Genomic DNA, 24,499 nt, shown 5'->3' with positions numbered 1-24,499 from the left:
CCGGGACGGCCAAGGGCGCCGTCGTCGTCCGGTATGCCGACGGCAGCACCAGCCAGGCCGACCTCGGCCTGCCGAACTGGTGCTGCGCCGACCCCGCCCAGTACGGCGCGACGACCGTCGCGACCGTCCTGGGCAAGAACACCCGGACCGGACCGGCCTACCCGACTACGCCGTACCGGGTGTTCGCGAACTCCGTCCCGCTGACCGCGGGCAAGGAGGTCGTGGCGGTGACGCTCCCGTCGAACGCGGCACTGCACGTGTTCGCCGCGAGCGTCGCCTGAAGGAGGTTCGGCGAGCCGCCGAAGTAGGCGCCGTCCGTGACGAACACCGTTTCGCCACGGACGGCGACCGCCGTCGGGTTCGCCAGCCCGTCCGAGGCGGACAGGATCGTGCGGACGCCGTCGCGGCCGACGGTGACCACCCGGTTCTCCTGGTTGATCGCGGCGACGACCGTGCCGCCGTGGAAGGCGAAGTCGTCGACCGGGCCGAGGCCGGTCGCGACCACCCGGCCGGGGCCGCCGCCCAGCGGGAACCGGGCCAGCGTGCCGCGGTCGAGGTTGGACACCCAGACCGCGTCGTCGTGGACCTTGATCCCGTTGGCGCCGAAGCCGCTCACCGGGGCGAGCAGTTCACCGGTCGCGAACGCGGTGGTCCGGCTGTGCGAGACACGCCAGACTGTGGAGTTGAAGGAGTCGGCGACGAAGATGTCGCCGGTGCGTGGATCTCGGGCGACGCCGTTCTGGAAGCCGGACGGCGGCAGCGCCGCGACGCGCACCGGTGCGCTGCCGGGCCGGACCCGGTAGAGGCCGGTCGCGGTGGTGCCGGTCGAGACGGCGACGTACAGGTCGCCGCCGGGCGCCCGGACGATGCCGCCGAGGAACAGCTTCTTGTGGACCACCGGGACGTCGCCGTCCGCGGGCACCGGGATCCGGGCGAGGACGCCGACCCGCCCGTCGGGCGTGACCCGGCCGATTTCGCCGGTGTAGGCGAAGGTGAGGTCGGCGGAGCCGTCGGGCTCCAGGGTGATGTTCTCCGGCTGCTGCCCGGTGGCGGGGTCGAGGGGGATGATCCTCGACGCCGCCAGCGCGGGCGCGGCCGGCCAGGCGAACACGGCGGCCGCGGCCAGCACGACGCCGATCTGCTTGATGCGCAAGAGAAACTCCGCTTCGTGGAGGGAACGGCGAAAAGAAACCCCAGATCGCCGTGCCCTCGAAGGTAGGCCTCGTGCGCCCCCGGCCACCAATAGCTCAGGCTGGGCCGGCCATCGGAAATCCGATCACAGATCGCGGGCGAAGCACCGTGAGAGCGGCTCGCCGACGTACGGTCCGTACGCCTCGATCGGCTCGTAGCCCTCGCGTTGGTAGAAGCGGATGGCGTCGGGCTGGCCGGTGCCGGTCTCCAGCAGCAGCCGGGTGATGCCGAGGCCGCGTGCCTCGTCCTCGAGCGCGCGCAGCAGGGCGGTCGCGACGCCGGCGCCGCGGACCGCCGGCTCGACGTACATGCGCTTGACCTCGCCCGAACCCGGTCCGAGCGGGCGGAGCCCGCCGCAGCCCACGGCCGTGCCGTCGGCGTCCCGGGCCACGAGGAACACCGCGACGGTGTCGGCGGTCGGCAGTGCGCCTGGCTCGTGGTCGTCGGTGCCGTAGCGCGCGTCGAGCTCGACGCGCTGGGCCGTGCGCAGGCGGACGGCGTCGGGGTCGTCCCAGGGCACGGTCGTGATCTCGATCGTGGTCGGCACGGGCGCTCCTTCCGTAACAAGTGTTACCGTAGCACTTGTTACGGAAGGAGATTCCCGTGCCGAAGCCGCGCGACGTCCGGGCGCAGCGGGAGCTGCTGTCCAACGCGACCTGGCAGGTCCTCGCCGACGACGGCTTGCCGGGGCTGACGCTGCGCGCGGTCGCCGTCCGCGCCGGGTGCACGACGGGCCTGGTGATGCACGCCTTCCCGACGAAGAAGGCGCTGCTGCTGCACGCGCGCGAGCTGCTCTACCGGCGCACCGCCGCCCGCGCCGACGCCGCCGAAGCCGCCAGCCGGAGCGCGTTCGACGCTTTGACCGCGGTGCTCGGCCAGGCCGTCGACCTGCCGCACGGCCACCACGAGGAGTCCCGGGTGTGGGTGGGCTTCCTGGCCGCGGCGCTGGCCGACGACGACCTGGCCGAACGGCACCGCGCGGCGAACCGCTCGTTCCTGACGCGGATCCTGCGGCTGGTCGCGGCCTGCCGTCCGGAGTGGGCGGACGAGCGGCTCGAGCTGACGACGAAGAGCCTGGTGGCCCTGGTCGAAGGCCTCAACGTGCTGGCCGCCGCCGATCCGGCGAGCTATCCGGCGCGGGTGCAGCAGGACGCGCTCGCGCAGGCGCTCACCGAGCTGGGACCCGCGCCGGCATGACGTCGAGGTCCTCCATCGCGAGGACCGCGCCGAGCGCCAGCAGGCCGCCGACCGCACCGACGGCGGCGATCGTCGTGCCGATCGAGCCGGCGCCGAGCAGCGCCTGCCCGACGGCGAGGCCGGTGCTGCCGCCGAGCTGCTTGAGCAGGTTCAGCCCGGCCGTCGCCGCGCCGGTGTCGCGCCGCTCGACCGACATCTGCGCGGCGATCGCGATCCCGCCCATGGCCGGCGCGGTCCCCAGCCCGATCAGCCCGGCGCACGTGATCGCCAGCCACACCGGCAGCGCGTCGATGGCCGCCAGCGACGCGGACGCCGCCGACGTCAGCATCGCGCCGGCGGCCAGCAGGCCCTTGACGTGCCCGGTCCGGAGCACGACCAGCGCCGTGAGGCGGTTGCCGATCAGCATCCCCGCCATCAGCGGGATGACCATGAGCCCGGCGGCGGTCGCGCCGAACCCGCGCACCTGCTGGAAGTAGAGCCCGAAGAAGAGGCCGACCGGCATGGAAGCGGCGGTGAACAGGAACCCGGCGACGGTCACGGCGCTGAACGTCCGGCTGCCGAACAGGCGCAGCGGCACGATCGGCACGTCCGCCCGCCGTTCGACGACCACGAACGCGACCAGCAGTGCGAGCCCGACCGGGAGCAGCGCACGCGCGTGCCCGGCGCCGAGGGCGACGAGCACCAGGGAGATCGCGGCCGTGAGCAGCAGTACGCCCGCGGTGTCGAACCGGCCGGTGTCGCGGTCTTCGGGCCGCCGGTGCGGGACCAGCGCCGTCACGACGGCGATCGCGGCGACGCCGACGGGCAGGTTGACCAGGAAGATCCAGCGCCAGCCGAGGTGGTCGGTGAGCAGGCCGCCTTCGAGCGGGCCGCCGATGAAGCCGACCACCATCAGGCCGGCCATCAGGGTCTGCATGCGGGCCAGGCCGGTGGACTGCTCGGGCGGGTAGAGGTCCCGCACCAGCGTCATGCCGACGGTCATCAGCGCGCCCGCGCCGATGCCCTGGACGGTGCGGAACGCGATGAGCTGCGACATGCTCCCGGCAGCCGCGCAGAGTGCCGAGCCGGCGAGGAAGAGCGTCAGGCCGGTGAGCAGCGGGAGCTTGCGGCCGTGCAGGTCGGCGAGCCGGCCGTAGACCGGGATGGTCACCGTCGAGGCCAGCAGGTACGCGGTGGTGACCCAGGTCAGGCTGCCCGCGCCGTGCAACTGCTCGGCGATCTTCGGCATGGCGGTGCTGGTGGCCGTGCCGTCCAGGGCGCTGAGCAGGACGCCGGCGAGGGTGGCGAGCAGGATCAGCAGTTTTCGGCGCTCAGTCATAGGTCGAGTTTGACCGGTAAAGCGTGACCTGTCAAAAATGATGAGCATGTCGCTGCGTCACGCCGTCCTCGCCACGCTCCTGCCGGGCCCGCAGAGCGGCTACGACCTGGCCAAGAAGTTCGACCAGGTGATGCGGGGCGTCTGGTACGCGCGCCGCAACCAGATGTACGGCGAGCTGGCGAAGCTCACCGAAGCCGGGTTCGCCGAGGAGGTCGCCGAGGGACCGCGCGGCCGCCGGACGTACCAGGTCACCCCGGCCGGGCGGGACGAGCTGCGCCGCTGGCTGGTGGACGTCGAGCCGGACCGGACCGTGCGTGACGAATCCACGCTGCGGGCGCTGCTGGTGTCCACCTTGGATCGAGGTGACGCGCTATCGGTGCTGGCGCGCGAGGAACGGGTCTTGACCGCCGAGCTGGAGCCGTTGCGGGCCTACCTGCGGGAGCTGGCCCGGACCGAGCGGCCGACCGACCCGCAGGCGATGGGGCTGGAGCTGCGGGCCCGCATGCTGGAGGCGATGCTCGGCTGGATCGCGGACGCGCGCCGCCGGGTGCAGGCGACCTAGGCGGCCGGGCCGAAGCGGCGGCGGTACGCGCTCGGGCTCAGCCCGGTGTGCCGCCTCAGCTGCAGGCGCAGGTTCGCCGCCGTGCCGAAGCCGCTCGCCGTGGCCACCCGGTCCAGGCGTAGTTCGCCGCGCTCGATCAGGCGACAGGCCAGCGTCACGCGCTCCGTCGTCAGCCAGGCCAGGGGTGTCGTGCCCAGCTCCGCGCGGAACTTCCGGTGCAGGGTGGCCGGGCTCGTCGCGGCGAACGCGGCCAGGTCGGCGACCGTCAGGGGCTGGTCCAGGCGGGCCAGGGCCCAGGCGAGCACCGGCGCCAGCGAGGTGTCCGGCACGTCCGGCACCGGCCGGGCGATGAACTGCTGCTGCCCGCCGTCGCGGTGGCCGGTGAACACCAGCCGGCGGCTGACCGTGTTGACGACTTCGGCGCCGTGGTCGCGCCGGATGAGGTGCAGGCCCAGGTCGAGCGCCGCCGCGCTGCCGGCCGCCGTGAGCACGTCGCCGTCGTCGACGAACAGCACGTCCGGCTCCCAGCGCACCTTCGGGAACCGCGACGCGAACTCCGCCGCCCACTGCCAGTGCGTCGTCGCGCGGCGGCCGTCCAGGACGCTCGCCTCCGCGAGGGCGAACGCGCCGGTGCAGAAGCTGACCAGCCGCGCGCCCCGGGCCGCGGCCCGGCGGATCGCCGCGATGACCGCGGGGTCCGTCGGCACGCCGGTGTCCGGGCGGGCCGGCGCGATCAGCGTGTCCGCGGTGTCGGCGGCCTCGATCCCGGCGACGCCGGTGAGGGTGAACATGCCGAGGTTCATCCGCACGTCCGGAGTCGCGGCGCAGAGCGTGAAGTCGTACCACGGCCGGTCCAGCTCGGGCCGCCGCAGCCCGAACAGCTCCGTCGCCACGCCCATCTCGAACGGGTTCGAGTGCTCGGTGACGAGGGCGACGACCCGGTGCGAGAATTCTTGCGACATGTGCAATTCCTAGCACTCGCGGCAGCGGAACACCAGGTCGACGATGGCTCCCATGAACCCGATCGACCTGAACGAAGTCCTCGCGAGCTTCGACGCCGCGTGGAGCCCGCGGATCGTCACCCGCGTCAACGACTACGACATCCGCCTCGCCCGCTTCGACGGTGAGCACGTCTGGCACGTCCACGAGGACACCGACGAGTTCTTCCTGGTCCTCGACGGCGAGATCGCGATCGGCGTGCGCGACCCGGACGAGCGCGTCGTGACGCTGTCGCGCGGACAGGTCTTCGTCGTGCCGAAGGGGACGTTCCACAAGCCGTCGTCGAAGGCGGGCGCGAGCGTGCTGCTGGTCGAGCCGGCCGGGACGCTCTCCGTCGGCGACGCGCACGACGAGGTGCCCGACCACGTCGAGGTGACCACGGGGCACCTGGTCTAGCGTCGGGGAATGCTGACTGTCGTCCCGGTCGACCAGGCGTCGTGGGCGGATCTGCAGGCGATCTTCGGTGACCGCGGCGACCCGGCCCGGTGCCGGTGCCAGTACTTCAAGGACACGCCCGCGCAGTGGCGGTCCGGCACCGCCGAAGAGCGCGCCGAACGGCTCCGGGAACAGACCGAGCACGCCACCGGGCTCGTCGCCTTCCTCGACGGCGAGCCCGCCGGCTGGTGCGCCGTCGAACCGCGCACCGCCTACCGGCGCCTGCTCGGCAGCCGGATCGTCTGGGACGGCCGCGACGAAGACAAGGCCGACGACGGAGTCTGGTCGGTGACCTGCTTCGTCACCCGCAAGGGCTTCCGCCGGCGCGGGGTGAGCGCGGCGCTGGCGAAAGCGGCCGTCGGCTTCGCCCGCGAGCGCGGCGCCCGCGCCATCGAGGGTTATCCGATCCTCGTCGACCCGGGAAAGCCCGTCGCGTGGCCCGGTGAGCTGTTCGTCGGCACCACCGGGGTGTTCGCCGCGGCGGGCTTCGAAGAGGTGAGCCGTCCGACCGCGCGGCGGGTCGTCATGCGGCTGACCTGCTGAGTCCTTCTGGAAAACGGCGTACGCTCGGCCGCATGAAACGGACATCGTTCGCGCAGTGGCCGTGCTCGATCGCGCGCACCATGGACCTGCTCGGGGACTGGTGGACCCCGCTGGTCCTGCGCGACGCCTTCTACGGCGTCCGGCGCTTCGACGAGTTCCAGCAGGCGCTCGGCATCGCCCGCAACACCCTCGCCGACCGGCTCAAGCGGCTGGTCGAGGAGGGGCTGCTGGAGAAGGTCGCCTACCAGAGCGAGCCGGTGCGCTTCGACTACGTGCTCACCGAGAAGGGCCGCGACTTCTATCCCGTGCTGCTGGCGATGACCCGCTGGGGTGACAAGTGGCTCGCCGCCGAGGCCGGCCCGCCGATCACCGTGCACCACCTCGCCTGCGGGCACGACACGCACGCCGAAATCGTTTGCGCCGAGTGCCGCGAGCCGATGACGCCGGACGACACCCGGATGCGCCGCGGCCCCGGCTTCCCGCCGCGGCTGGCGACGCGGCCGGACGTCGAGGCGCGGTTCGCCCGGCAGGAGTGACGTTGACAGGGTAGGTCTATCTACGCAACTATCGTGGTCAGCAGCGTATCCGGGAGGAGTGGCGACCACGATGGAATGGACCGGCGCGAGGTACGCGGACAAGCCGACGGCCGAGGTCTCGACCTGGATCGACGCCGCCCCGGAGGCGGTCTGGCCGGTCGTGTCGGACATCGCGTTGATGCCCTCGCTGAGCGCGGAGCTGCAGTCCGTCGAATGGCGCGAGGCCGGACGCACGTTCGTCGGCCGCAGCAAGCACGACGCGTTCGGCGAGTGGGAGACGACCTCGTTCGTCGTCGAGAACGAAGAGCCGCGCGTGTTCGCCTGGGCCGTCGCGGACCCGGCCGAGCCGAGCGCGATCTGGAAGTTCACCCTGGCGCCCGAAGGTGGCGGCACCCGGCTGAGCCAGTGGATGCAGCTGGGGCCGGGGCGGTCCGGGCTGTCGTTCGCCATCGACCGGATGCCCGAGAAGGAACAGAAGATCGTCTTCGTGCGGCTGCGGGAGTTCGAAACCGCGATGACCGGCAACCTCGCCGCGATCAAGGAGCGGGTCGAGGGCCGATGAGGACCGCGACGACCGTCGAGTTCTCGAAGGATTCACGCACGACGCTGGACTTCGTGCTCGAGGCGGAGAAGCTCGGCCTCGACGTCTGCTGGGTCGCCGAAGCCTGGGGCTCGGACGCGCCGTCCGCGCTCGGCTACCTCGCCGCCCGCACCGACCGGATCCAGCTCGGCTCGGGCATCATCCAGCTCGGCACGCGCACACCGGTCGCGATCGCCCAGGCCGCGCTGACGCTGGCCGACCTCTCCGGCGGCCGGTTCGCGCTCGGGCTCGGCCCGTCCGGGCCGCAGGTCATCGAGGGACTCCACGGCGTCCCGTTCGCGAAACCGCTGACGCGGATGCGCGAGACCGTCGAGATCATCCGCCAGGCCTTCGCCGGGGAGAAGGTTTCGTTCACCGGCCGGGCGTTCGAGATCCCGCTGCCCGGCGAAACGCGGCCGATGCGGCTGTCCACCACACCGAACCCGGACATCCCGATCTACCTGGCGACGCTGTCGCCGAAGCTCCTGGAGCTCACCGGCGAGGTCGCGGACGGCTGGCTCGGCACCAGCTTCGTGCCCGAAGGCGCCGACGCGTACTTCGCGCCGCTCGACGCCGGGCTCGCGAAGGCGGGCCGCACGCGCGCGGACATCGACGTCTGCCAGGGCGCCGAAGTCGCCTTCGCGGACAACGAGGACGAGCTGCGCGTCATGGTCGGCGGCCGGAAGAAGGAGCTCGCCTTCAGCCTCGGCGGGATGGGCTCGGCCACCACGAACTTCTACAACAACGCCTACAGCCGCCAGGGCTGGGCCGACGTCGCCGCCGAGGTCCGCGAACGCTGGCAGGCCGGCGACCGTGACGGCGCGACCGCGCTCGTCACCGACGAGATGGTCTTGGCCACGACGTTGATCGGCACGGAGGAAATGGTGCGGGAACGACTGCGCGTCTGGCGCGACACCGGCATCGACACGGTCCGGCTCTACCCGGCCGGCGAAACCCTCGAAGCGCGTCTCACGACGCTCGGCCGCGCGCTGGACCTGCTGTGACCGGCGAGTGGCAGCGCACCGCGTGCAGCCTCTGCTACCTCAACTGCGGGCTGGAGGTGCAGCTCGACGGCCGGAAGATCACCCGCGTCCGCGGGGACAAGGCACATCCGCGTTCGCAGGGTTACCTCTGCCAGAAGGCGCAACGCCTGACCTGGTACGGCGACCACGCCGATCGCCTGACGACGCCGCTGCGTCGTCGTCCGGACGGCACCCACGAGCCAATCGACTGGGACACCGCGCTCGCCGAGATCGCCGCGAAGCTGCGCGAAATCCGGGACGCCGACACCGCGGCCGGGCGGCCCGGCTCGTTCGCCTACGTTGGTGGCGGCGGCCAGGGCAACCACTCCGGCGGCGCGTACGGCGCGTCGCTGCTGAAGTGGATGAACTCGACGCGTCACTTCAACGCGCTGTCGCAGGAGAAGACCGGCGACTTCTGGGTCAACGGGCAGCTGTTCGGCTCCACCCTCGTGCACACCGCCGAGGACGTCGAACACTGCGACCTGCTGCTCGTGCTCGGCTGCAACCCCTGGCAGGCGCACGGGTTCAGCAACGCGCGGCACGCGCTCAACACGATCAAGAACGACCCCGCGCGCAAGATGATCGTCATCGACCCGCGGCGCACCGAGACCGCGGAGATCGCCGACCTGCACCTACCGCTGCGCCCCGGCACCGACGCGTACCTGCTGGGCGCGATCCTGGCGCTCGTGCTGGAACGCGGGGGCGCGGACGCGGAGTTCCTCGCCACGCGCACCGAAGGCTTCGAGGAAGTCGCCGCGGTGCTGGGGAAGATCCCGGTGGCCGAGTGGATCGCGCACGCCGAAGTGTCCCGTGCGGACGTCGAGGCGGCCGTCGACCTGATCCTGGCGGCGCGCGCCATGACCGTGCGCGTCGAGCTGGGCATCCAGCAGGGGCGGCACTCGACGCTCAACAGCTACCTCGAGAAGCTGCTGTACCTGGTCACCGGGCACTTCGGCCGGCGCGGGACGAACAACCTGCACTCGTGGCTGCTCCCGCTGTGGGGGTCTTCGAGCGGGCAGCGGTCGGAGGTCACCGGGTTCGAGTACATCGGCGGCCTCCTGCCGGCGAACACCCTCGCCGAGGAGATCCTCACCGAGCACCCGAACCGGGTGCGCGCGCTGTGGGTGGAGTCGTCGAACCCGGCCAACACGTTCGCGGGCACGCGGGAGGTCGAACGCGCGGTGCGGGCGGCCGAGCTGTCCGTGGTCGTCGACGTCGCCTACACCGAGACCGCGGCGCTGGCGGACTACGTGCTGCCGGCGGCGTCCCAGCACGAAAAGTGGGAGTTCACGCTCTTCACCTTCGAATGGCCGACGAACTACTTCCAGCTGCGCCCGCCGTTGCTCGACCCGTTGCCGGGCACGCTGGTGGAAGCCGAGATCTACACACGGCTGTTCGACGCACTCGGCGTGCTGCCGCCGTCGGACGTGCTGGCCTCGCTGGCCGCGGGACCGCGTGCGGAGCTGCAGGCGGGGATCGGCGCGCTGGTGCAGGCGATGCCGGAGCGGTCGGCGATCCTGCCGGTGCTGCTCTACCGGACGCTGGGCGCGTCGCTGCCCGACGGCGCGGCGTCGATCGCGCCGCTGTGGGCGGGGTGTCACCGGGCCGCGAAGACGATGACCGTGCCGGTGCAGCGGGCGTTGGGCAGTTCCGCGTCCGGCGCGGAACTGGGTGAGGAGCTGTTCGCGCGCGTGCTGGCCGGCCCGACGCCGTTCTCGGCGCACGAGCAGGACGAAGTGTGGAGCCTGCTGCGCCGGGCGAAGATCCGGCTGGCCGTGCCGGAGCTGCTGGACTGGCTCGGCGCGCTGGACCCGGCCGCGGAACGGCCCGATCCGGCGTTCCCGTTCTCCCTGCTCAACGGCCAGCGCCGGGCGCACAACGCGAACCAGATCCTGCGCGACCCGCGCTGGCGCCGCACCGATCCGGACGGCGCGTTGCGCGCGCGTCCCGAAGAGCTGGCTTCCATCGGCGCTTCGGCGGGTGACTGGGTGGCGGTGGTGACGCCGGCGGGGCGGGTGGTCGTCCGCGCGGAGGCCGACCCGGGGCTGCGGCCGGGACAGCTGGCGCTGCCGCACGGTTACGGCATGGCGCACCCGGACGCCCACGGCGACCGGGTGGTCAGCGGCCCGCGGATCAACCTGCTGACCGACGCGCGGGACCGCGACCCGATCGCGGGCACGCCGCACCACAAGGACGTCCCGGCGCGGCTGGAGCCGGTGACGGCGGCGGAGCGTTCGCGGGCGGAGGCCGACAGCGCGCGGGTCCGGGAGTCTGTCGCGAGTGGACGGTCGGGACCGGCCGCCGGTCTATAGTGGCCCATGCGCAAGATTGTTTCGAACCTGTTCATTTCGCTTGACGGCGTGGTGGAGGCGCCCGACAAGTGGTCGCTGCGGTACTGGAGTGACGAGATCGGCCAGGCCGTCGGGAGCGGGATGGCCGCCGCCGACGCGATGCTGCTCGGGCGGGTCACCTACGAAGGGTTCGCCGAGGCGTGGCCCGGCCGGACCGTCGAAGACGAGGGCGCCGAGTTCATGAACACCGTGCGGAAGTACGTGCTCTCGTCGACGTTGTCCGACGTGAGCTGGAACAATTCGACGCTGCTGACCGGCGACCCGGCGACGGCCGTCCGCGCGCTGAAGGCGTCTTCCGGCGGTGACATCATGACCAGCGGCAGCACGACGGCGGTGCGCTGGCTGCTGACCGAAGGCCTGGTCGACGAGCTGAACCTGCTGCTGTACCCGGTGGTCGTGGGCGAGGGCAAGCGGCTGTTCCCGCAGGCGGGGCCGGGTTTCCCGCTGGAGCTGAAGAAATCGGCCACGTTCGGGAACGGCGTCGTCCAGCTCACCTACGCGCCGGCGTGAAGCCGTTCCGGGTCGAGGTGCCCGAGGCCGATCTCGAGGACCTGCGGGCGCGGGTGCGCCGGGCCCGCTGGCCGGAGGCCGAGCCGGTGGCCGACTGGAGCCAGGGCACGCCGCTGGGGTACCTGCGTTCCCTGTGTGACTACTGGGCTTCCGGGTACGACTGGCGTTCCGTGGAAGCGCGGATCAACCGGTTTCCGCAGTACCGCACGGAAATCGACGGCCTCGGCATCCATTTCCTGCACGTGCGCTCGCCTCGGCCGGACGCGTTGCCGCTGATCCTCACGCACGGCTGGCCCGGGTCGGTCCTGGAGTTCCTGAAGGTGATTCCCCTGCTCTCGGCGGAGTTCCACCTGGTGATCCCGTCGCTGCCCGGCTACGGCTTCAGCGACAAGCCGTCGTCGCCGGGGTGGGGCATCGAGCGGATCGCGTCGGCGTGGGCCGAGCTGATGGCCCGCTTGGGCTACTCGCGCTACGGCGCCCAGGGCGGCGACTGGGGGACGTCGATCACGACGTCGCTGGCCCAGCAGGACGCGGCGCACCTGGCGGGCATCCACCTGAACCCGCCGATCGCGGCGCCGGACCCCTCGACGTTCCCGGACCTGACGGCCGCGGAGCGTGCGGCGCTGTCGGCGTTGGAGCACGCCGCGCGGTGGGAGGACGGGTATTCGGAGCTGCAGTCGACCCGGCCGCAGACGCTGGGGTATGCGTTGCTGGACTCGCCGGTGGGGTTGTGCGGCTGGCTGGTGGAGAAGTTCCACGCCTGGTCGGACGGCTTCCCCTTCACCCGCGACGAGCTCTTGGACGACGTGACGCTGTACTGGCTGACGGGGACGGCGGCGTCGGCGGCGCGGCTGTACTGGGAGAGCATCCGGAAGGTGCAGCGCTGGTTTTCGGAGTCGACCGACGACACGGTGGACGTGCCGACGGGGTGTTCGATCTTCCCGAAGGAGATGCCCCGGCCTTCACGGCGGTGGGCCGAGCGGCGGTATCCGGACATCCGGCACTGGAACGAGCTGGGGCGGGGTGGCCACTTCGCGGCTTACGAGCAGCCCGAGCTGTTCGCCGAGGAGGTGCGGACGTTCTTCCGGTTGGTGCGTTAGCGCTTGAAACCCTTCGGGTCGGCCAGGTACCGGTCCAGGTCCGGGTCCTCGTGCAGCTCGCCGAACTCGTCCGCGATCTCGTACGACGGGCCCAGCTCCGCGCGCAGCGATGCCAACGCAGCGCGCACGTCCGCGTTGAAGCGCGCGCACCGTGCCTCCCGCCAGGGACCCGGGTCCGGTGGGTAGTCCCAGTTCAGCGACGAGTCGTACTGCGCGGCCAAGTCGTCCAGCGTCGCGTGCAGGGCCGAGCTGATCGGCAGCTCGGCGAGGTCCGCCGGGCCCGGTGAACCCCACACCACCGCGCCCGACCCCGCGTCGAAGAAGAAGCGCAGGTCAGTTGACCTGGCGGGACTGGCCTTCCCAGTAGGGCTCGCGGAGCTTGAACTTCTGGATCTTGCCCGTCGCCGTGCGAGGAAGCTCATCCAGGAACTCTATGCGCTTCGGGCACTTGTACCCGGCCAAGTGCGAGCGGCAGTGCTGGATCAGCTCCTCCGAAGACACCTCAGGCACCTCCGAGGAAGTGACCACCAGCGCCGTCACCAGCTCGCCCCACTTCTCGTCCGGGATGCCGATCACCGCTGCCTCGCGGACCGCCGGGTGGGAGTTGAGCGCGTCCTCCACCTCGATCGACGAAACGTTCTCGCCACCCGAGATGATCACGTCCTTCTTGCGGTCGGCGATCGTCAGGTAGCCGTCGGTGAACGAACCGCCGTCGCCCGTGTGGAACCAGTTGCCCTCCTGCACGCGTGCGGTCTCCGCAGGGTTCTCCCAGTAGCCGTCCAGGTTGTGGTTCGACTGGGCCAGCACCTCGCCGTCCGTGTCGACGTCGATGCGGACGCCCAGCGCCGGCGTGCCCGCGCGGCCCAGCAGGCGGGCCTGCTCGTGCGGGTCCAGGTCCGCCCACTCCTCGCGCATGCGGTTGACCGTCAGCAGCGGCGCCGTCTCCGTCAACCCGTAGATCTGGATGAACTCCCAGCCCAGCTCCGCCCGGACGCGCTCGATCGTGCGCGTCGGCGGGGGCGCGCCGGCCACCACGATCCGGACGCGGTCGCGGCCCGGGATCTCGCCCTCCCACGTCGCCGCGCCGTCCAGGGCCGCGGTGACCACCGCGGGTGCCGCGCACAGGATCGTGACGCCGTGTTCCCGGATGCGGCGGAGGATCTCGGTGCCGTCCACCTTCCGCAGCACGATGTGCCGCCCGCCGAGGCCGGTCACCGCGTACGGCATGCCCCAGCCGTTGCAGTGGAACATCGGCAGCGTGTGCAGCAGGACGTCCTCGTCGCGCAACGTCGTGTGCAGGCCGAACACCACCGCGTTCAGCCAGATGTTGCGGTGCGTGAGCTGCACGCCCTTCGGCCGCGCCGTCGTGCCCGAGGTGTAGTTGATCGTCGCGGTCGCGGACTCGTCGCCGGCCCACGGTCGCGGCGTCCCCGAACCGCCCCAGATCGCTTCGTCGTCGCGGCCCAGGACGAACACGTGCTTCGCCGTCACGGTGTCGAGCAGGTGCGCCAGCTCCGGGTCGACGATCAGCACCTCGGCGCCCGAGTGCTCCACGATGTACTTGACCTCGGCGGGCGCGAGCCGGAAGTTCACCGGCACCAGGATCCGGCCCCAGCCGGACACCCCGAAGAACGACGTGAGCAGCCGCGCGGCGTTGTGCGACACCATCGCGACGCGCCCGCCCACCGGCACACCCAGCGCGTCGAGGTTCGCGGCTTGGGCCCTGGCCCGCTGCGCCACCTCGCGGTAGGTCAGCGAACCCCAGCTCGGCGCGGCCTGGTTCGGCTCGTCGACCACCGCGACCCGGTCCGGATACACCGTTTCCGCGCGGTCGAGGAAGTCCCGGACACCCAGATCGAAGAACATGCCCCCGATGATGACTCGTCGCAGGTGCTCGCACCAGTCCGATGTGGTTCGCTGGAGTGCGATGGACTTCGACACGGTGGCCGGCGAGCTCTACGGGGGTGACCTCGCGGAGTTCGTCAGCGCGCGCAACGCGGCGGCGAAGGCCGCGAAGGCCGAGGGCGACGCCGACCTCGCGGCGAAGATCCGCGAGCTGCGCAAGCCGACCACGGCCGCGGCGATCGTCAACCGCCTGGCCAGGGACGACCCGGACGAGCTGCGGGAGCTCGCCGAGCTGGGCGACGAGCTGCGCGACGCGCACAGCCGCCTCGCGGGCGACGACCTGCGTGCCCTGACCCGCCGCCGCGGCGACCTCGTCCGGCGGATCGTGCACGGGCTGCCGTCGATGAGCGACACCGTGTCCCGCGAGGTCGAGGCCACCCTGGAAGCCGTCGCGGCCGACCCCGGCACCGCGGAGCTCGCCGTCGCCGGGCGCCTGACGTCGGTGGCGCACCAGGACACCGACCAGTGGTTCACCCTCGCCGCGAGCGCGCCGCCCTCGAGTGGCAAGCGCCCGGCGAAGCTGGTGGAAAAAGCCGAACCGGCCAAGCCCAAAAAGGACCACCGGCGCGAAGAAGAGGAACGCAAACGCGCCCGCGCCGAACGCGAGCGGCTGCGCAAGGAGGCCGCCGAGCTGGCCAAGGAACGCGCGGTGGCCGAGCGCGACCTCGTCCGCACCGAGCGCGCGGCCGAGCAGGCCACCGCCCGCGTCGAGGACCTCCGCACCCGCCTCGCCGAGGCCGAGGAACGCGCCGAGCGCGCGACGGCGGAGTTCGAGCAGGCAAAGGAAACCTACGAGCAGGCCGACACGGCCGCCGAGGATGCGCGAAAGGCCGCCGAAGCCCACTGATCCTGTGCTAGCGTGAAAGCGCGCCCCGGATGGGCCTACGCACGGAGGTAGTGGCTACTCAGCCCCCTTGAATCGACACGTTCTGCCTTCCCTGGCAGAAGTGTGCCCTTCGTGCGCCCGTTCCGTGTCGCTTCACGGCCTCCGGTGATCACTTCATCGGAAAGGACCAGCTTGATCCAGCTCACCACGACCGGTGCCCGCACCGGCCGACGGCACCGCGTCACCTTGGGTGCCTTGGACATCGACGGCCGCCTGGTCGTCGTCGCGTCGGCGATGGGCTCGCCGAAGCACCCGGCCTGGTACCACAACATCCGCCACAACCCTTTGGTGACGGTGGAAACCGGCACCGAAACGTTCGAGGCGATGGCCGCCATCGTCCCTGATCGCGACGCGCTGTTCGCCACGATCGTCGAGCGGGAGCCGGGGTTCGCGGCCTACCAGGCGCGAACTCCCCGGCTCCTGCCCGTGCTCGAGCTGCACCGGCTCGACCGGGTGCGCCGCATGGGCGACTGGCTCGCCGAAGTGCACGACTGGCTCCGCGCCGAGCTGAAGGAACTGCGAGACGGCACTTCTCGGCAGCTGAGTGAGCGGTGTCTCGGCTTCTGCGCGGCGCTCACCCGCCACCACACCGGCGAGGACACGGCGATCTTCCCGATGCTGGCCCGGCAGTTCCCGGCGCTCGCGCCCACGTTGACGAAGCTGGGCGAGGAACACGTGGCCGTCGCCCGGATCCAGGAGGAGATCCGGCGGCTCGTCGACACCGAAACCGACCCCGCCCGGCTGCGTGCGGAGCTCGACCGGCTGGCGTCCCTTCTGGACACCCACTTCGCCTACGAGGAGCAGACCGTGGTCAAGGCGCTGAACGCGCTGCTGCCCGCGCCCGGCTGATCACAGCAGCACTTCGGCCAGCCGCCGGTGGTTTTCGGCCTCCACCTCGGCGGAGCGGCCGATCACCTGGACGGCGACGTGGTCGGCGCCGGCGTCCACATGCGACCGAAGCCGCTTCGCGACCTCCTCGGGGGTGCCGTGCACCGCGAGGTCGTCGATCAGCCGGTCGCTGCCGCCGCCGGCGACGTCGGCTTCGGTGTACCCGTGGCGCCGCAGGTTGTTCACGTAGTTGCGCAGCCCGAGGTAGGGGTCGCGGATGAAGGCGCGGCCGACTTCGCGCGCCTCCTCGGGCTCGCCGAGCACGACCTTCTGCTCCGGCGCGAGGATCTTGCCCGCGCCGAGCACCGACCGGGCGTGCGCGGTGTGCGCGACCGGGACGAGGTACGGGTGTGCGCCCGCGGTGCGGTCCCGGGCGAGCTTCAGCACCCGGTCGCCGAGCGCGGCGAGCACCCGGGCCTCGGCGGGCACGCCGGCCGCGTCGAGCCGGTCGAGGAAGCCGACGAGCGTGTCGTACGGGCTGTGGTACTCGCTGACGGACTCGGGGTGGCCGACGCCGATGCCCAGCAGCAAGCGCTTTCCGTAGCGGTCGGCGAGCCGGTGGTAGGACGCGGCCAGCGCCTCCGGCTCGTCGGCCCAGACGTTCACGATCGCCGTCGCCACGGTGATCCGCTCGGTCGAGGCGAGGATGTCCTCGACGAAGGCGAGGTCGCTGATCGAGGCGCGCCCGGTGCCGAGCCAGGCGGTGCCGTAGCCGAGCCGGTCCGCCGCGATGGCGTGCTGCTTGCGCGTGGGGTCGTCGCGGTGTGGGGACAGGAAGACGCCGTAGGTGCCGAGGTTCACTACATTTGTCATAGGGCTCAATGTAGCAAATGTAGCGGCGTCAGTTCGAGAGGCGGTGCAGCCACTCCCGCAGCAGGTGCCGCTCGGTGGTCGTCAGCTGCTCGACGTCGTCGGCGAGCGCGGTCGACAAAGCGACCGCGAGAGCGCTCGTGGACGAGTCCTCGGCGGGACGTCCGGTGAGCAGCCCGGCCAGGACGGCGTCCCGGACCTGCGCGGACATCGCGAGGTCCCGGGATCCCTCGGGCTGGGCGATCAGGCTGAGGGTGACGCCGCTGTTCGCCGCCGCGAACTGCCGGGCGGCTTCCGCCGCCTCGACGCGCAGCCGGCCGTCACGCGCCAGCGGCGTGAAGAGCTCCAGCAGCATCGCCTCGGCGCTCGAGGTGAGGTTGCACGGCTTGCCGGCCTCGATCTGGCCGTAGAGCAGCACGTAGAACTGCGGGTTCTCCAGGCCGTAGCCGACGTGCCGATCCCAGCCCTCGCGGATCCGCGCGACCGGGTCGCCACCCGGCGCGGGCGCCTGGACGTACTGGGTGAAGCCGTAGTTCACCACGGCGTCGAGCAGGCCCTGCTTGCTGCCGAAGTGGTGGTAGAGCGTCGGCGCCTGGACGCCCGCGCGCTCGCAGATCGCCCGCGTCGACACCGGCCCGCCATCCGCTTCGTGCAGGAGCTGCCCGGCCGCCAGCAGGAGGCGGTCGCGGGTGCTGGTGGCGTCGCTCGATCGTCCGGCCATGTAGCAATTGTAGCGCCAGGCTGTAACGCGGCACTTTCGTAGGGAAAGTGACGCTTTCAGCGGAGCCGCAGCTGGGCCTGGCGAAGCTCCGCGAAGGCCGCCAGGACGGCGCGGTCGGTCGTGGCCGCGTCCGGGCGCACCGACCGGTAGCCGTCCAGCAACGCGGCCCGCAGCTCCGCCCGCTGCGGCAGGTGCCCGAGCTCGCCGATCGTCACCGCGAGGTCGTAGGCGAAGTGCCCGAACCCGCAGTCGTCGAAGTCGATCGCCCGCACGCGGCCCCGGCGGAACAGGTAGTTGTGCTGGCGCAGGTCGCCGTGCACCAGGCCGAAGACGTCGGCGCCGCACCCCAGTTCGGCCCGCACCGCGCGGGCCCGCTCGACCGCGGCGCGGACGCGCGCGTCCCCGCCGGCCTGCGCGACCGCCCGCTCGAGCACCGCGTCGGAGAAGCCGTCGACCTGCGAGCGGCCGAACTCGGTCAGGTCGTCGACGCGGCCGCGGTCGAGGCCGTTCATTCGCGCGCCGTGCAGGTGCAGCCGGCCGGTGAACTCGCCCAGCGCGTAGAGCTGCGGCGGGCTGAGCCGCTCGTCGACGAACCGGCCTTCGACCCAGTGGCAGAGCACGCAGGCGCGGGGCTCGGGCACCGCCGGGTCGGCGACGACGGTGACCAGGTCGCGCGCCCGCGTCGGCACCGGCCGCGGCACCACGAGATCGGTCTCGCGGCAGAGCGTGGCGAGCCAGGCCATCTCCGACCGGACCTGCGCGGCGCTCGGCCCGTCCGGGCGCTGCACCCGCAGCACGTACCGGTGGCCGTCCGCGCCGTCGACGCGGAACGTCGTGTTGTGCCCGTGGCCGAGCGGGGTCAGCCGGGCCACCGGGACGTCGTAGTCGGTCAACGCCGCTTCGGCGAGCCGGCGCAGGCGGCGGGTGCGGCCGGACCGGTCGAGCGCGGCGAACGGCCGGTCGTTCGCCGTCGAGCCGGCCATGGCCCAGGTGCTCAGCTGATCGACCGTTCCGGCTCGCGGGAGTGCGAGACCAGCTCGATGGTCGGCGTGGTGTGCCGGCCGCCGCCGAGGCGCTCGACCCCGCGCAGGCCTTCGACCAGCCGCTCGACTTCGGTGTCCGGCCGCACCCCGAAGCGCATGAACTGGCTGGTCATGCCGATCTTGTTGCCGCACTGGCGCACCAGCAGGTGGTGCTCGGCGAGCAGGTAGTCGCACAGCTCGGCGCCGTCGACGGCGTTCGGCAGCTTCACGAGCAGGAAGTTCGCCTGCGACGGGAACACCGTCAGCTCCGGGAACTGGTTCAGCTGCGAGTTCATCATGAACCGGTCGAGCGCGAGCTTCTTGAGGCTGTCCTCGTACTCCGCGCGGTGCCCGGCGAGCATGAAGATCACGGTCTCGGCGAGCGAGTTCAGGTTCCACTTCGGCAGCGCGCCCGACAGCTTGCGGGTCAGCGCCGGGTTCGAGACCTGGTAGCCGAACCGGATGCCGTGCAGCCCGAAGTTCTTGCCGAGGCTCTTCAGCACGATGACGTTCGGCCGCACCACGGCTTCGGCGGCCACCGACGGGTTCAGCTCGACCTCGACGAAGTCGATGAACGACTCGTCGATCACCACGAGGTCGAGGTCCTCCAGGGCGTCCATGAACCGGACCACCTCGCGGCGCGGCAGGTAGCCGCCGTCGGGGTTGTTCGGGTTGCACAGGACGGCGACCCGGGAGCCGCGGCGCTTGATGAACTCGACGTACTCGTCGACGCGGAGCTCGAAGTTGTCGGACTCCTTGAGCAGGAACATGTCGACGCGCTTGCCGGTCTCCAGCGGCTGGTCGGTCCAGCGGCCGAACGTCGGGATCGGCACGGCGACGCTGGCGTCGACCAGCAGCCGGTCGATCCAGGTGATCAGCTCGGTCGAGCCGTTGGCCAGCGAGATCGTCGACGGGTTGAGCCGCAACACGCTCGCCAGCTGCGCGGTGATCGCGCCGGCGTCGCTCGGGTAGAACTTGAGGATCGTGCGGAGGTTGCGCTCCAGCTCGCCGAACATCTCGTCGGTGGGGAAGTACGGGTTGCAGGGGATGCAGAAGTCCGCCAGGTCGTCCGCGTGCTGGCCCATCGCCCTGGCCACGGAGAAGAACGACGGGCTGTGGGCGGCGCTCTGCTGGAAAAGGCCGCTGGTGGTCATACCGTGCCGCACGCGTGGTCTCCGTCCGCCGCTTTACCGGCCCCTTGCCTTCCCGCTGGGGACACGTGCGAATCGGACGGCCGGTTCAACACCGGTCAAGGCGTACAACCCGCAGCCCGCCAGCGCCGCGGCGGCGAGCGCCGACAAGCCCAGGACCGGCAGCGGCGCGGCGAGCGGGTCGACGCCGGTGAAGGACTCGATCCCGATCACGGCGGTGAGCACGGCGTCGGCGACGACGGCGAGCACCACGACCCGCAGCCGGTGCGCCTCCGGCCAGCGGCTGAACCGCAGCACCCAGGCCAGCGCGGGCAGCACGAGGATCGCGTGCATCGCGACCGCGTGCAGTGGCTTGAGCGAGCCGGCGGTGGTGTAGGCGCCCTGCGGGTCGCCGCCGCGCGCCAGCACTACCCCGCGCGCGATCATCACCGCGCCGGTGGCCAGCGCGACCAGCAGCACGACCAGCCCGGCCCGGACGGCCAAGCGCAGGCTCGGCGCGTCCGGGCCCGGCTCGACCAGCGCGGCGGCGGTGAAGCCGATGACGGTCAGGATGATCACCCCGCCGCCCGCGGCGAGCGTCATCGACACGACGTTGTCGAACGGCGTCTCGAAGTTGAAGTGCGACGGCACCCCGCGCCAGGTCTGCATGCTGACGAGCACGACTTCGGCGACGCTCGCGGCGGTGAACGCGCCGAGGAGGATCGTGCGCAGCCGGGCGCGGAGGGTGAGGAACGACGTCGCCCAGGCGACCGAAGCGAGCGTCAGGCCGAAGGACAGGCCGAACGTGACGGCCTTGCGCATCGACAGCGGGCCCAGCCACGAGCCGCCGGTGGCGAGGAGCACGATCGCGTGCACGAGGCCGCTCACGAACAACGCCGCGCCGACGGCGTAGGCGGCGCGTTCGGCGCGCCGGCCGTCGTGCCAGATGCGGGTCACTGCGTTCATGACCCGAAGTGTCGCCCGTGGACCGGAGTCACCGCGTCGGCCCGAGGGCGGTACCGCGGCGTACGACGACAGGCGTACGGCGGTGTTGTGCGGCAAGGAAGGAGAAGATCGAAAAAGCAAACGTAAAGAATAAGCCGATTTTCTTGACCCGGATATTGTGTTCCGGGCGCCACACGCCAGGCGGATGCGGTGGGACCGAAAGAGTTCTACCATCACAGCATGTACATAGCCCTGCTGGCCTACACGGCCCCGGACACAGAAGTCGACTACGCGCTCCCGGATCATTCCGAATGGTTGCGCAAACAATTCACGAAGGGAATCTTCCTGGTTTCCGGAAAGGGAACCGGCGCCGCCGACCACGTGATCCTCACCCGGTCGATGCTGCGCGGCAAGCTCGACGCGGTGCTCGCCAGTGACCCGTTCGTGGTCCAGCGGCTCGCCCGGTACGACGTCATCGAATTCACCGCCACGCGCACCGCTCAGGAGCTGCTGGCGATCAACGAGGCCATCGCCTCCTGAGGAGTCCGCCACGGGTCGGGTGGCCCGGCGACGATGCCCCGCCACCTGCCGGCGAAGAGCGCTCACCTGCCGGTCCGCTTATGATCGCGACGTCCGGGACGTCCAGCGGGGAGAGTGCGATGCACGCGGCGAAGGCCCTGTCATGGGCGTGATCCGGCAGATCTGGCCGGTCGAGCGGGGCCTGGACGACCACGAACTCGAACAGCTCTACACCTACCCGGCCGACCCCAAGTGGCTCGCGGTCAACTTCGTCTCCAGCACCGACGGCGCGATCGCCGTCGAAGGGCGGTCGGCGAGCCTGTCGACCCCGGCCGACCGGATCGTCTACCGGCTCGGCAACGACCTCGCGGACGTGGTGCTGCTCGGCGCGGGCACCGCGGTGGCCGAGGGGTTCGAAGGCATGCGCCCGGACGAGCCGTCGGCCGACCGGCGGCGCCGGTTCGGGCTGGCGCCGATCGCGCCGGTCGCGGTCGTGACGACCGGGCGGTCGCTGCCCCCGGACGCGCCCGTGATCACCAAGGCGGCGGTCCCCACGATCGTCTTCACCTGCGCGGCCGCCCCGGTGGAGCTGCGCAACGCGTGGGCGGCGAACGGCGCGCGGGTGTTCGTGGTCGGCGAAACCGAGGTGTCGGCCGAACTGGCCGTCGCGACTCTGGTCGCCGAAGGCCTGGGGCGGATCGACTGCGAAGGCGGGCCGCGGTTGTTCGGGTCGTTGATCGCGGCCGGCGTGGTCGACGAATTCCGGCTCACGGTGGCGCCGTTCCTGGTGTCCGGAACCGCGAGCCGGGCCGCGCTGGGCGGCGCGATCGATCCCGCGAAGCTGGAGCTGGCTTCCGTGCTGACGGACGGTTCGAGCGTGCTCCTGCGGTATCTGAACCCTCAGTAGGCCGGTAATCGGCGGAAGTGCGCCGCCATGTCGACATCGGCCGCTTCCGCGGGGGTCAGCCAGGCGAAATCGTCGTGCTCGCCGGGGTTGAGCACCACGTCACCTTCGCCATTTTCTTCGGCGGTGTAAAAGAAAGCGTGGATTTCGAGCGCGCGGCCCGCGACGTCCGGCCACGAATCGCGCGAGAGCTCCCCAGTGACGCGGACGCTCAACCCGGTCTCCTCCGCCACTTCCCGGACCGCCGTCTCCTCGAACGGCTCACCCGGCTCGACCGTGCCGCCGGGCAGCTCCCACCGGCCGGCGAGGAACACACCGGGCGCGCGGCGCAGGAACAGCACCCGGCCGTCCCGGACGATCCGGCAGTAGGCCAGGTCCTTTCGTCGCGTCATGCGCGTGATTCTCGCTCAGTTGGTCTTCGACGTCGGCAGGTGGGCGCCGAGGTATCCGATGTATACGGTGCCCGTGCCGTCGGTGTCGTCGAGGAAGTGCAGCCGCGGCGCCGGCGACTTGAAGCGCTCCAAGGCGATGTGCGCGCCGAAGTAGTCGCGGCCCGCCGGGTTCGTCCGCGGGTCGACGCGGAACGTGCGGGCCTGCCGGAGCCGCTCGTTCGTCGTCACGGTGTCGGACTCGGCCAGCGCGATGATGTTGGCGCTGATCAGCGAACCCGGCTGGCCGGTGCGGGCGAACGCGAGCACGTCCGACAGCTCCGGCCCGGGGTCCTGGCCCGCGTCGAGCAGCGACGTCCTCGCGCACGCGTAGGCGTCGAGGGTGCGCAGCGCGTCCCACGCCTTGCGGCGCCACGCGGCGGCTTTCGGGTGGTGGTCGAGGATCGCGGCCGGGGCCGGCTCGGCGGTGATCGCGAGCCGGGTGAGCGTCGCTGTGGCGGACGCGATCAGCTCGGCGAAGCTCGGGAACTCGGCCGGCGGGCGTTCGGCGGCGGCGACCTCGTCGTCGGCGCCGTGGCAGCGGACCAGCGTGCCGGCCAGCAGGCCGTTGACGCGTCTGAGCTCGTCGCGCTCGGCTTCGGTCTCCTCGAACGCGCGCGCGTAGTCGTCCGCCTCTTCCTGCAGCCGCGCGAGCTGCGCCCGCAGGCACCCGACGTCGACCGCGGTCAGCTCCGCCAGCCGGTCGCGGAGCACCTTCACCTCACCGGCCTGCCGATCCCGCTCGGCCGTCGCGATCTTGACCTTCTTGCGCAGGATGGTGAGCACGCCCCGCGCCTCGGCGAGCTCGCGCTGGGCCCGGCCGAGCTTCGCGGCCAGCTCGGCGTCGGGCTCCCGCTTCGGCGAGGCGAACGGATCGCCGTCGTAGAAGGCACGCACGCTCGGCACGTCCGCCCACTCCTCGGGCAGCGGGGTGCGGCCGCGGGTCTGGATGAGCCGCGTGATGGCGCCTTCGAGCGCCTCGCCGGACACCGGGCCGCCGGTTTCGACGAAGTCGGGCAGCTGGTCGCACGGCGCCGCGTACAGCCGCGCGCCCAGCGGGACCACGCAGCCGAGCGGCAGGTGCTGGTTGAGCGTGCGACGGAAGCGGTCGTCGACGTCGAAGACGTTGACCAGCCCGGGCCAGCCTTCGACCGGCACGGTCGGCGGTTCGGTGAGCAGCAGCACCGCCGACGTCCGCCAGGACGCCATGAGTGCCTCGCCGAGCAGCTCGGCGACGCGGTCGCACTCCTCGCGGGACCAGCCGCGCATCGCGAGCACGGGTGCCTCGATCGGGATCTCGTCATTGCCGCTGGCGCCGAGCTCCTCCAAGCCGATCCGGTGCGCGGGCGCTTCGTGGCAGCTGCGCCACGGCCGCGTGCACGCCGCCGCCAGCAACCACGTCACGCGGTCCTCACCCGCGTGGTAGCACAGGGAAAGCAATACCTGAACGGAGTAGCGGCCTTCGCCGCCGGTCCACGCGAACTTCAGGTCCGCGCGGCGCGAGCCGCCGTCGTCGGAGGAGCCGAGATCGGTGAGCGTGTAGTCGCCGCGCTGCCGCTGACGCGTGATCAGCCTGCTGCGCAAGGCATCCAGGGGGCGTTTCCCCTCGGTGGGGACCAGTCCGTGGTGCCAGATCCGGTGCACCCCCACAGGACTCACTCCGTTCGCCGGAAACAGGACCTCAGCCGAACATAGCGGATCCTGTGACCGATCGAACGCGGGGCGTCACGTCATTCACGAGTCCAGAGGCAGAAGGGATGTCCGGGGGGTGTCCCTATCTGGTTGTCAAGCCGCTGTGGTGGCCGGTTCGGGTTGGCGGTAGTGGGTGCCGTTGCGAAGCATGGCGTAGAGGACGTCGCAGCGGCGGCGAGCCAGGCAGATCAGGGCGGCGTTGTGTTTCTTGCCCTCAGCCCGTTTGCGGTCGTAGTAAGCCCTGCTGGTCGGATCCGACAGCGCCGCGAAGGCGGCGAGGAAGAACGCGCGTTTGAGCTGGCGGT

General features: G+C 71.6%; 27 protein-coding genes and 1 pseudogene. 14 read left to right on the top strand and 14 right to left on the bottom strand.

Annotated features, from left to right (window positions below):
* Nucleotides 1–157 precede the first annotated feature (157 nt).
* Both M8542_RS50820 and M8542_RS46935 read right to left on the bottom strand, forming a co-directional pair.
* Nucleotides 158–1,153, bottom strand: a complete 996-nt coding sequence (locus M8542_RS50820) for an NHL repeat-containing protein (protein WP_504970540.1) — start codon at nt 1,151–1,153, stop codon at nt 158–160.
* 123 nt (nt 1,154–1,276) lie between these two features.
* A complete protein-coding gene (locus M8542_RS46935) occupies nt 1,277–1,738 on the bottom strand; it encodes a GNAT family N-acetyltransferase (RefSeq protein WP_257926918.1) in 462 nt (153 codons plus the stop codon).
* 56 nt (nt 1,739–1,794) lie between these two features.
* Here M8542_RS46935 and M8542_RS46930 point away from each other — a divergent pair, with 56 nt between their 5' ends.
* Nucleotides 1,795–2,388, top strand: coding sequence for a TetR/AcrR family transcriptional regulator (locus tag M8542_RS46930; protein WP_257926917.1), 594 nt, complete (start codon nt 1,795–1,797; stop codon nt 2,386–2,388).
* Here the strand turns inward: M8542_RS46930 and M8542_RS46925 are convergent.
* Nucleotides 2,360–3,706 carry an MFS transporter gene (locus tag M8542_RS46925; protein WP_257926916.1) on the bottom strand — a complete coding sequence of 449 codons (1,347 nt, stop codon included), beginning with the start codon at nt 3,704–3,706 and terminating at the stop codon, nt 2,360–2,362. The genes M8542_RS46930 and M8542_RS46925 overlap by 29 nt on opposite strands.
* Before the next feature lie 46 nt (nt 3,707–3,752).
* Here M8542_RS46925 and M8542_RS46920 point away from each other — a divergent pair, with 46 nt between their 5' ends.
* On the top strand, nt 3,753–4,268 hold the full coding sequence (locus M8542_RS46920) for a PadR family transcriptional regulator (protein WP_257926915.1): 516 nt from the start codon (nt 3,753–3,755) through the stop codon (nt 4,266–4,268).
* Here M8542_RS46920 and M8542_RS46915 read toward each other — a convergent pair.
* Nucleotides 4,265–5,230: a GlxA family transcriptional regulator gene (locus tag M8542_RS46915; protein WP_257926914.1), complete on the bottom strand. Its 966-nt coding sequence runs from the start codon at nt 5,228–5,230 to the stop codon at nt 4,265–4,267. The genes M8542_RS46920 and M8542_RS46915 overlap by 4 nt on opposite strands.
* 43 nt (nt 5,231–5,273) lie before the next feature.
* On the opposite strand from M8542_RS46915, the gene M8542_RS46910 reads away from it, so the two are divergent.
* The 8 genes from M8542_RS46910 (at nt 5,274) to M8542_RS46875 (ending at nt 12,344) form a co-directional block, all read left to right on the top strand.
* Nucleotides 5,274–5,663, top strand: coding sequence for a cupin domain-containing protein (locus M8542_RS46910; protein WP_257926913.1), 390 nt, complete (start codon nt 5,274–5,276; stop codon nt 5,661–5,663).
* Nucleotides 5,664–5,672: 9 nt separating this feature from the next.
* Complete coding sequence (locus tag M8542_RS46905; RefSeq protein WP_257926912.1) at nt 5,673–6,245, top strand: GNAT family N-acetyltransferase; 573 nt, start codon at nt 5,673–5,675, stop codon at nt 6,243–6,245.
* Nucleotides 6,246–6,277: 32 nt separating this feature from the next.
* Nucleotides 6,278–6,781, top strand: coding sequence for a winged helix-turn-helix transcriptional regulator (locus M8542_RS46900; RefSeq protein WP_257926911.1), 504 nt, complete (start codon nt 6,278–6,280; stop codon nt 6,779–6,781).
* Nucleotides 6,782–6,851: 70 nt separating this feature from the next.
* A complete protein-coding gene (locus M8542_RS46895) occupies nt 6,852–7,343 on the top strand; it encodes an SRPBCC family protein (RefSeq protein WP_257926910.1) in 492 nt (163 codons plus the stop codon).
* A complete protein-coding gene (locus M8542_RS46890) occupies nt 7,340–8,365 on the top strand; it encodes an LLM class flavin-dependent oxidoreductase (RefSeq protein WP_257926909.1) in 1,026 nt (341 codons plus the stop codon). Before M8542_RS46895 ends, M8542_RS46890 begins: the two co-directional genes overlap by 4 nt.
* Nucleotides 8,362–10,695: a molybdopterin-dependent oxidoreductase gene (locus tag M8542_RS46885; RefSeq protein WP_257926908.1), complete on the top strand. Its 2,334-nt coding sequence runs from the start codon at nt 8,362–8,364 to the stop codon at nt 10,693–10,695. Before M8542_RS46890 ends, M8542_RS46885 begins: the two co-directional genes overlap by 4 nt.
* A gap of 6 nt (nt 10,696–10,701) precedes the next feature.
* Nucleotides 10,702–11,244 (top strand): dihydrofolate reductase family protein, encoded by a 543-nt coding sequence (locus M8542_RS46880; protein WP_257926907.1) that lies wholly within the window; start codon nt 10,702–10,704, stop codon nt 11,242–11,244.
* Nucleotides 11,241–12,344, top strand: coding sequence for an epoxide hydrolase family protein (locus M8542_RS46875; protein ID WP_257926906.1), 1,104 nt, complete (start codon nt 11,241–11,243; stop codon nt 12,342–12,344). The genes M8542_RS46880 and M8542_RS46875 overlap by 4 nt, the downstream gene beginning before the upstream one ends.
* On the opposite strand, the gene M8542_RS46870 is transcribed toward M8542_RS46875, so the two are convergent.
* Together M8542_RS46870 and M8542_RS46865 are read right to left on the bottom strand one after the other, a co-directional pair.
* Nucleotides 12,341–12,643, bottom strand: coding sequence for an immunity protein CdiI family protein (locus tag M8542_RS46870; protein ID WP_257926905.1), 303 nt, complete (start codon nt 12,641–12,643; stop codon nt 12,341–12,343). The two genes, M8542_RS46875 and M8542_RS46870, sit on opposite strands and share 4 nt — an antisense overlap.
* Nucleotides 12,644–12,677: 34 nt before the next feature.
* Nucleotides 12,678–14,210 carry an AMP-binding protein gene (locus M8542_RS46865; protein ID WP_257926904.1) on the bottom strand — a complete coding sequence of 511 codons (1,533 nt, stop codon included), beginning with the start codon at nt 14,208–14,210 and terminating at the stop codon, nt 12,678–12,680.
* A 61-nt stretch (nt 14,211–14,271) separates the two neighbouring features.
* Between M8542_RS46865 and M8542_RS46860 the strand changes: the two genes are divergently transcribed.
* Both M8542_RS46860 and M8542_RS46855 read left to right on the top strand, forming a co-directional pair.
* Nucleotides 14,272–15,096 carry a hypothetical protein gene (locus M8542_RS46860; protein ID WP_257926903.1) on the top strand — a complete coding sequence of 275 codons (825 nt, stop codon included), beginning with the start codon at nt 14,272–14,274 and terminating at the stop codon, nt 15,094–15,096.
* A 171-nt stretch (nt 15,097–15,267) separates the two neighbouring features.
* Nucleotides 15,268–15,984 (top strand): nitroreductase/quinone reductase family protein, encoded by a 717-nt coding sequence (locus M8542_RS46855; protein ID WP_257926902.1) that lies wholly within the window; start codon nt 15,268–15,270, stop codon nt 15,982–15,984.
* On the opposite strand, the gene M8542_RS46850 is transcribed toward M8542_RS46855, so the two are convergent.
* The 5 genes from M8542_RS46850 to M8542_RS46830 are packed head-to-tail and all read right to left on the bottom strand — an operon-like array spanning nt 15,985 to nt 20,672.
* Entirely contained in the window at nt 15,985–16,836 is an 852-nt protein-coding gene (locus M8542_RS46850) for an LLM class F420-dependent oxidoreductase (protein ID WP_257926901.1), read from the bottom strand.
* Between the two features lie 28 nt (nt 16,837–16,864).
* Nucleotides 16,865–17,554, bottom strand: coding sequence for a TetR/AcrR family transcriptional regulator (locus M8542_RS46845; RefSeq protein ID WP_257926900.1), 690 nt, complete (start codon nt 17,552–17,554; stop codon nt 16,865–16,867).
* Between the two features lie 56 nt (nt 17,555–17,610).
* The gene (locus tag M8542_RS46840; RefSeq protein ID WP_257926899.1) at nt 17,611–18,537 is read right to left on the bottom strand and encodes a phosphotransferase enzyme family protein; all 927 of its coding nucleotides are present in this window, start codon (nt 18,535–18,537) and stop codon (nt 17,611–17,613) included.
* Between the two features lie 11 nt (nt 18,538–18,548).
* Complete coding sequence (locus M8542_RS46835; RefSeq protein ID WP_257926898.1) at nt 18,549–19,730, bottom strand: pyridoxal phosphate-dependent aminotransferase; 1,182 nt, start codon at nt 19,728–19,730, stop codon at nt 18,549–18,551.
* A gap of 33 nt (nt 19,731–19,763) precedes the next feature.
* Nucleotides 19,764–20,672, bottom strand: coding sequence for a hypothetical protein (locus M8542_RS46830; RefSeq protein ID WP_257926897.1), 909 nt, complete (start codon nt 20,670–20,672; stop codon nt 19,764–19,766).
* Nucleotides 20,673–20,891: 219 nt separating this feature from the next.
* Between M8542_RS46830 and M8542_RS46825 the strand changes: the two genes are divergently transcribed.
* Complete coding sequence (locus M8542_RS46825) at nt 20,892–21,191, top strand: YciI family protein (RefSeq protein ID WP_257926896.1); 300 nt, start codon at nt 20,892–20,894, stop codon at nt 21,189–21,191.
* A 148-nt stretch (nt 21,192–21,339) separates the two neighbouring features.
* Nucleotides 21,340–22,077, top strand: coding sequence for a dihydrofolate reductase family protein (locus M8542_RS46820; RefSeq protein WP_257926956.1), 738 nt, complete (start codon nt 21,340–21,342; stop codon nt 22,075–22,077).
* On the opposite strand, the gene M8542_RS46815 is transcribed toward M8542_RS46820, so the two are convergent.
* The 3 genes and pseudogenes from M8542_RS46815 to M8542_RS46805 all read right to left on the bottom strand — a co-directional run.
* Entirely contained in the window at nt 22,071–22,466 is a 396-nt protein-coding gene (locus M8542_RS46815; protein WP_257926895.1) for an NUDIX domain-containing protein, read from the bottom strand. The genes M8542_RS46820 and M8542_RS46815 overlap by 7 nt on opposite strands.
* A 15-nt stretch (nt 22,467–22,481) precedes the next feature.
* Nucleotides 22,482–24,086: a GAS domain-containing protein gene (locus tag M8542_RS46810; protein WP_257926894.1), complete on the bottom strand. Its 1,605-nt coding sequence runs from the start codon at nt 24,084–24,086 to the stop codon at nt 22,482–22,484.
* Nucleotides 24,087–24,287: 201 nt separating this feature from the next.
* Nucleotides 24,288–24,499, bottom strand: a pseudogene (locus M8542_RS46805) (IS110 family transposase); the annotation flags it as partial.

This window comes from Amycolatopsis iheyensis, from assembly GCF_024703995.1.
GTDB lineage: Bacteria > Actinomycetota > Actinomycetes > Mycobacteriales > Pseudonocardiaceae > Amycolatopsis > Amycolatopsis iheyensis.
The sequence above is the reverse complement of the archived record's forward strand: the minus strand, read 5'-3'. Positions and strand labels throughout refer to the sequence as shown.

Excerpts from the sequence above, each read along its gene's own strand:
- M8542_RS46830 (WP_257926897.1), bottom strand. The coding sequence starts at position 20,672 with ATGAACGCAGTGACCCGCATCTGGCACGACGGCCGGCGCGCCGAACGC.
- M8542_RS46915 (WP_257926914.1), bottom strand. The coding sequence starts at position 5,230 with ATGTCGCAAGAATTCTCGCACCGGGTCGTCGCCCTCGTCACCGAGCAC.
- M8542_RS46840 (WP_257926899.1), bottom strand. The coding sequence starts at position 18,537 with ATGGCCGGCTCGACGGCGAACGACCGGCCGTTCGCCGCGCTCGACCGG.
- M8542_RS46925 (WP_257926916.1), bottom strand. The coding sequence starts at position 3,706 with ATGACTGAGCGCCGAAAACTGCTGATCCTGCTCGCCACCCTCGCCGGC.
- M8542_RS46865 (WP_257926904.1), bottom strand. The coding sequence starts at position 14,210 with ATGTTCTTCGATCTGGGTGTCCGGGACTTCCTCGACCGCGCGGAAACG.
- M8542_RS46880 (WP_257926907.1), top strand. The coding sequence starts at position 10,702 with ATGCGCAAGATTGTTTCGAACCTGTTCATTTCGCTTGACGGCGTGGTG.
- M8542_RS46835 (WP_257926898.1), bottom strand. The coding sequence starts at position 19,730 with ATGACCACCAGCGGCCTTTTCCAGCAGAGCGCCGCCCACAGCCCGTCG.
- M8542_RS46845 (WP_257926900.1), bottom strand. The coding sequence starts at position 17,554 with ATGGCCGGACGATCGAGCGACGCCACCAGCACCCGCGACCGCCTCCTG.
- M8542_RS46910 (WP_257926913.1), top strand. The coding sequence starts at position 5,274 with ATGGCTCCCATGAACCCGATCGACCTGAACGAAGTCCTCGCGAGCTTC.
- M8542_RS46895 (WP_257926910.1), top strand. The coding sequence starts at position 6,852 with ATGGAATGGACCGGCGCGAGGTACGCGGACAAGCCGACGGCCGAGGTC.
- M8542_RS46890 (WP_257926909.1), top strand. The coding sequence starts at position 7,340 with ATGAGGACCGCGACGACCGTCGAGTTCTCGAAGGATTCACGCACGACG.
- M8542_RS46850 (WP_257926901.1), bottom strand. The coding sequence starts at position 16,836 with ATGACAAATGTAGTGAACCTCGGCACCTACGGCGTCTTCCTGTCCCCA.
- M8542_RS46905 (WP_257926912.1), top strand. The coding sequence starts at position 5,673 with ATGCTGACTGTCGTCCCGGTCGACCAGGCGTCGTGGGCGGATCTGCAG.
- M8542_RS46900 (WP_257926911.1), top strand. The coding sequence starts at position 6,278 with ATGAAACGGACATCGTTCGCGCAGTGGCCGTGCTCGATCGCGCGCACC.
- M8542_RS46860 (WP_257926903.1), top strand. The coding sequence starts at position 14,272 with ATGGACTTCGACACGGTGGCCGGCGAGCTCTACGGGGGTGACCTCGCG.
- M8542_RS46815 (WP_257926895.1), bottom strand. The coding sequence starts at position 22,466 with ATGACGCGACGAAAGGACCTGGCCTACTGCCGGATCGTCCGGGACGGC.
- M8542_RS46825 (WP_257926896.1), top strand. The coding sequence starts at position 20,892 with ATGTACATAGCCCTGCTGGCCTACACGGCCCCGGACACAGAAGTCGAC.
- M8542_RS46920 (WP_257926915.1), top strand. The coding sequence starts at position 3,753 with ATGTCGCTGCGTCACGCCGTCCTCGCCACGCTCCTGCCGGGCCCGCAG.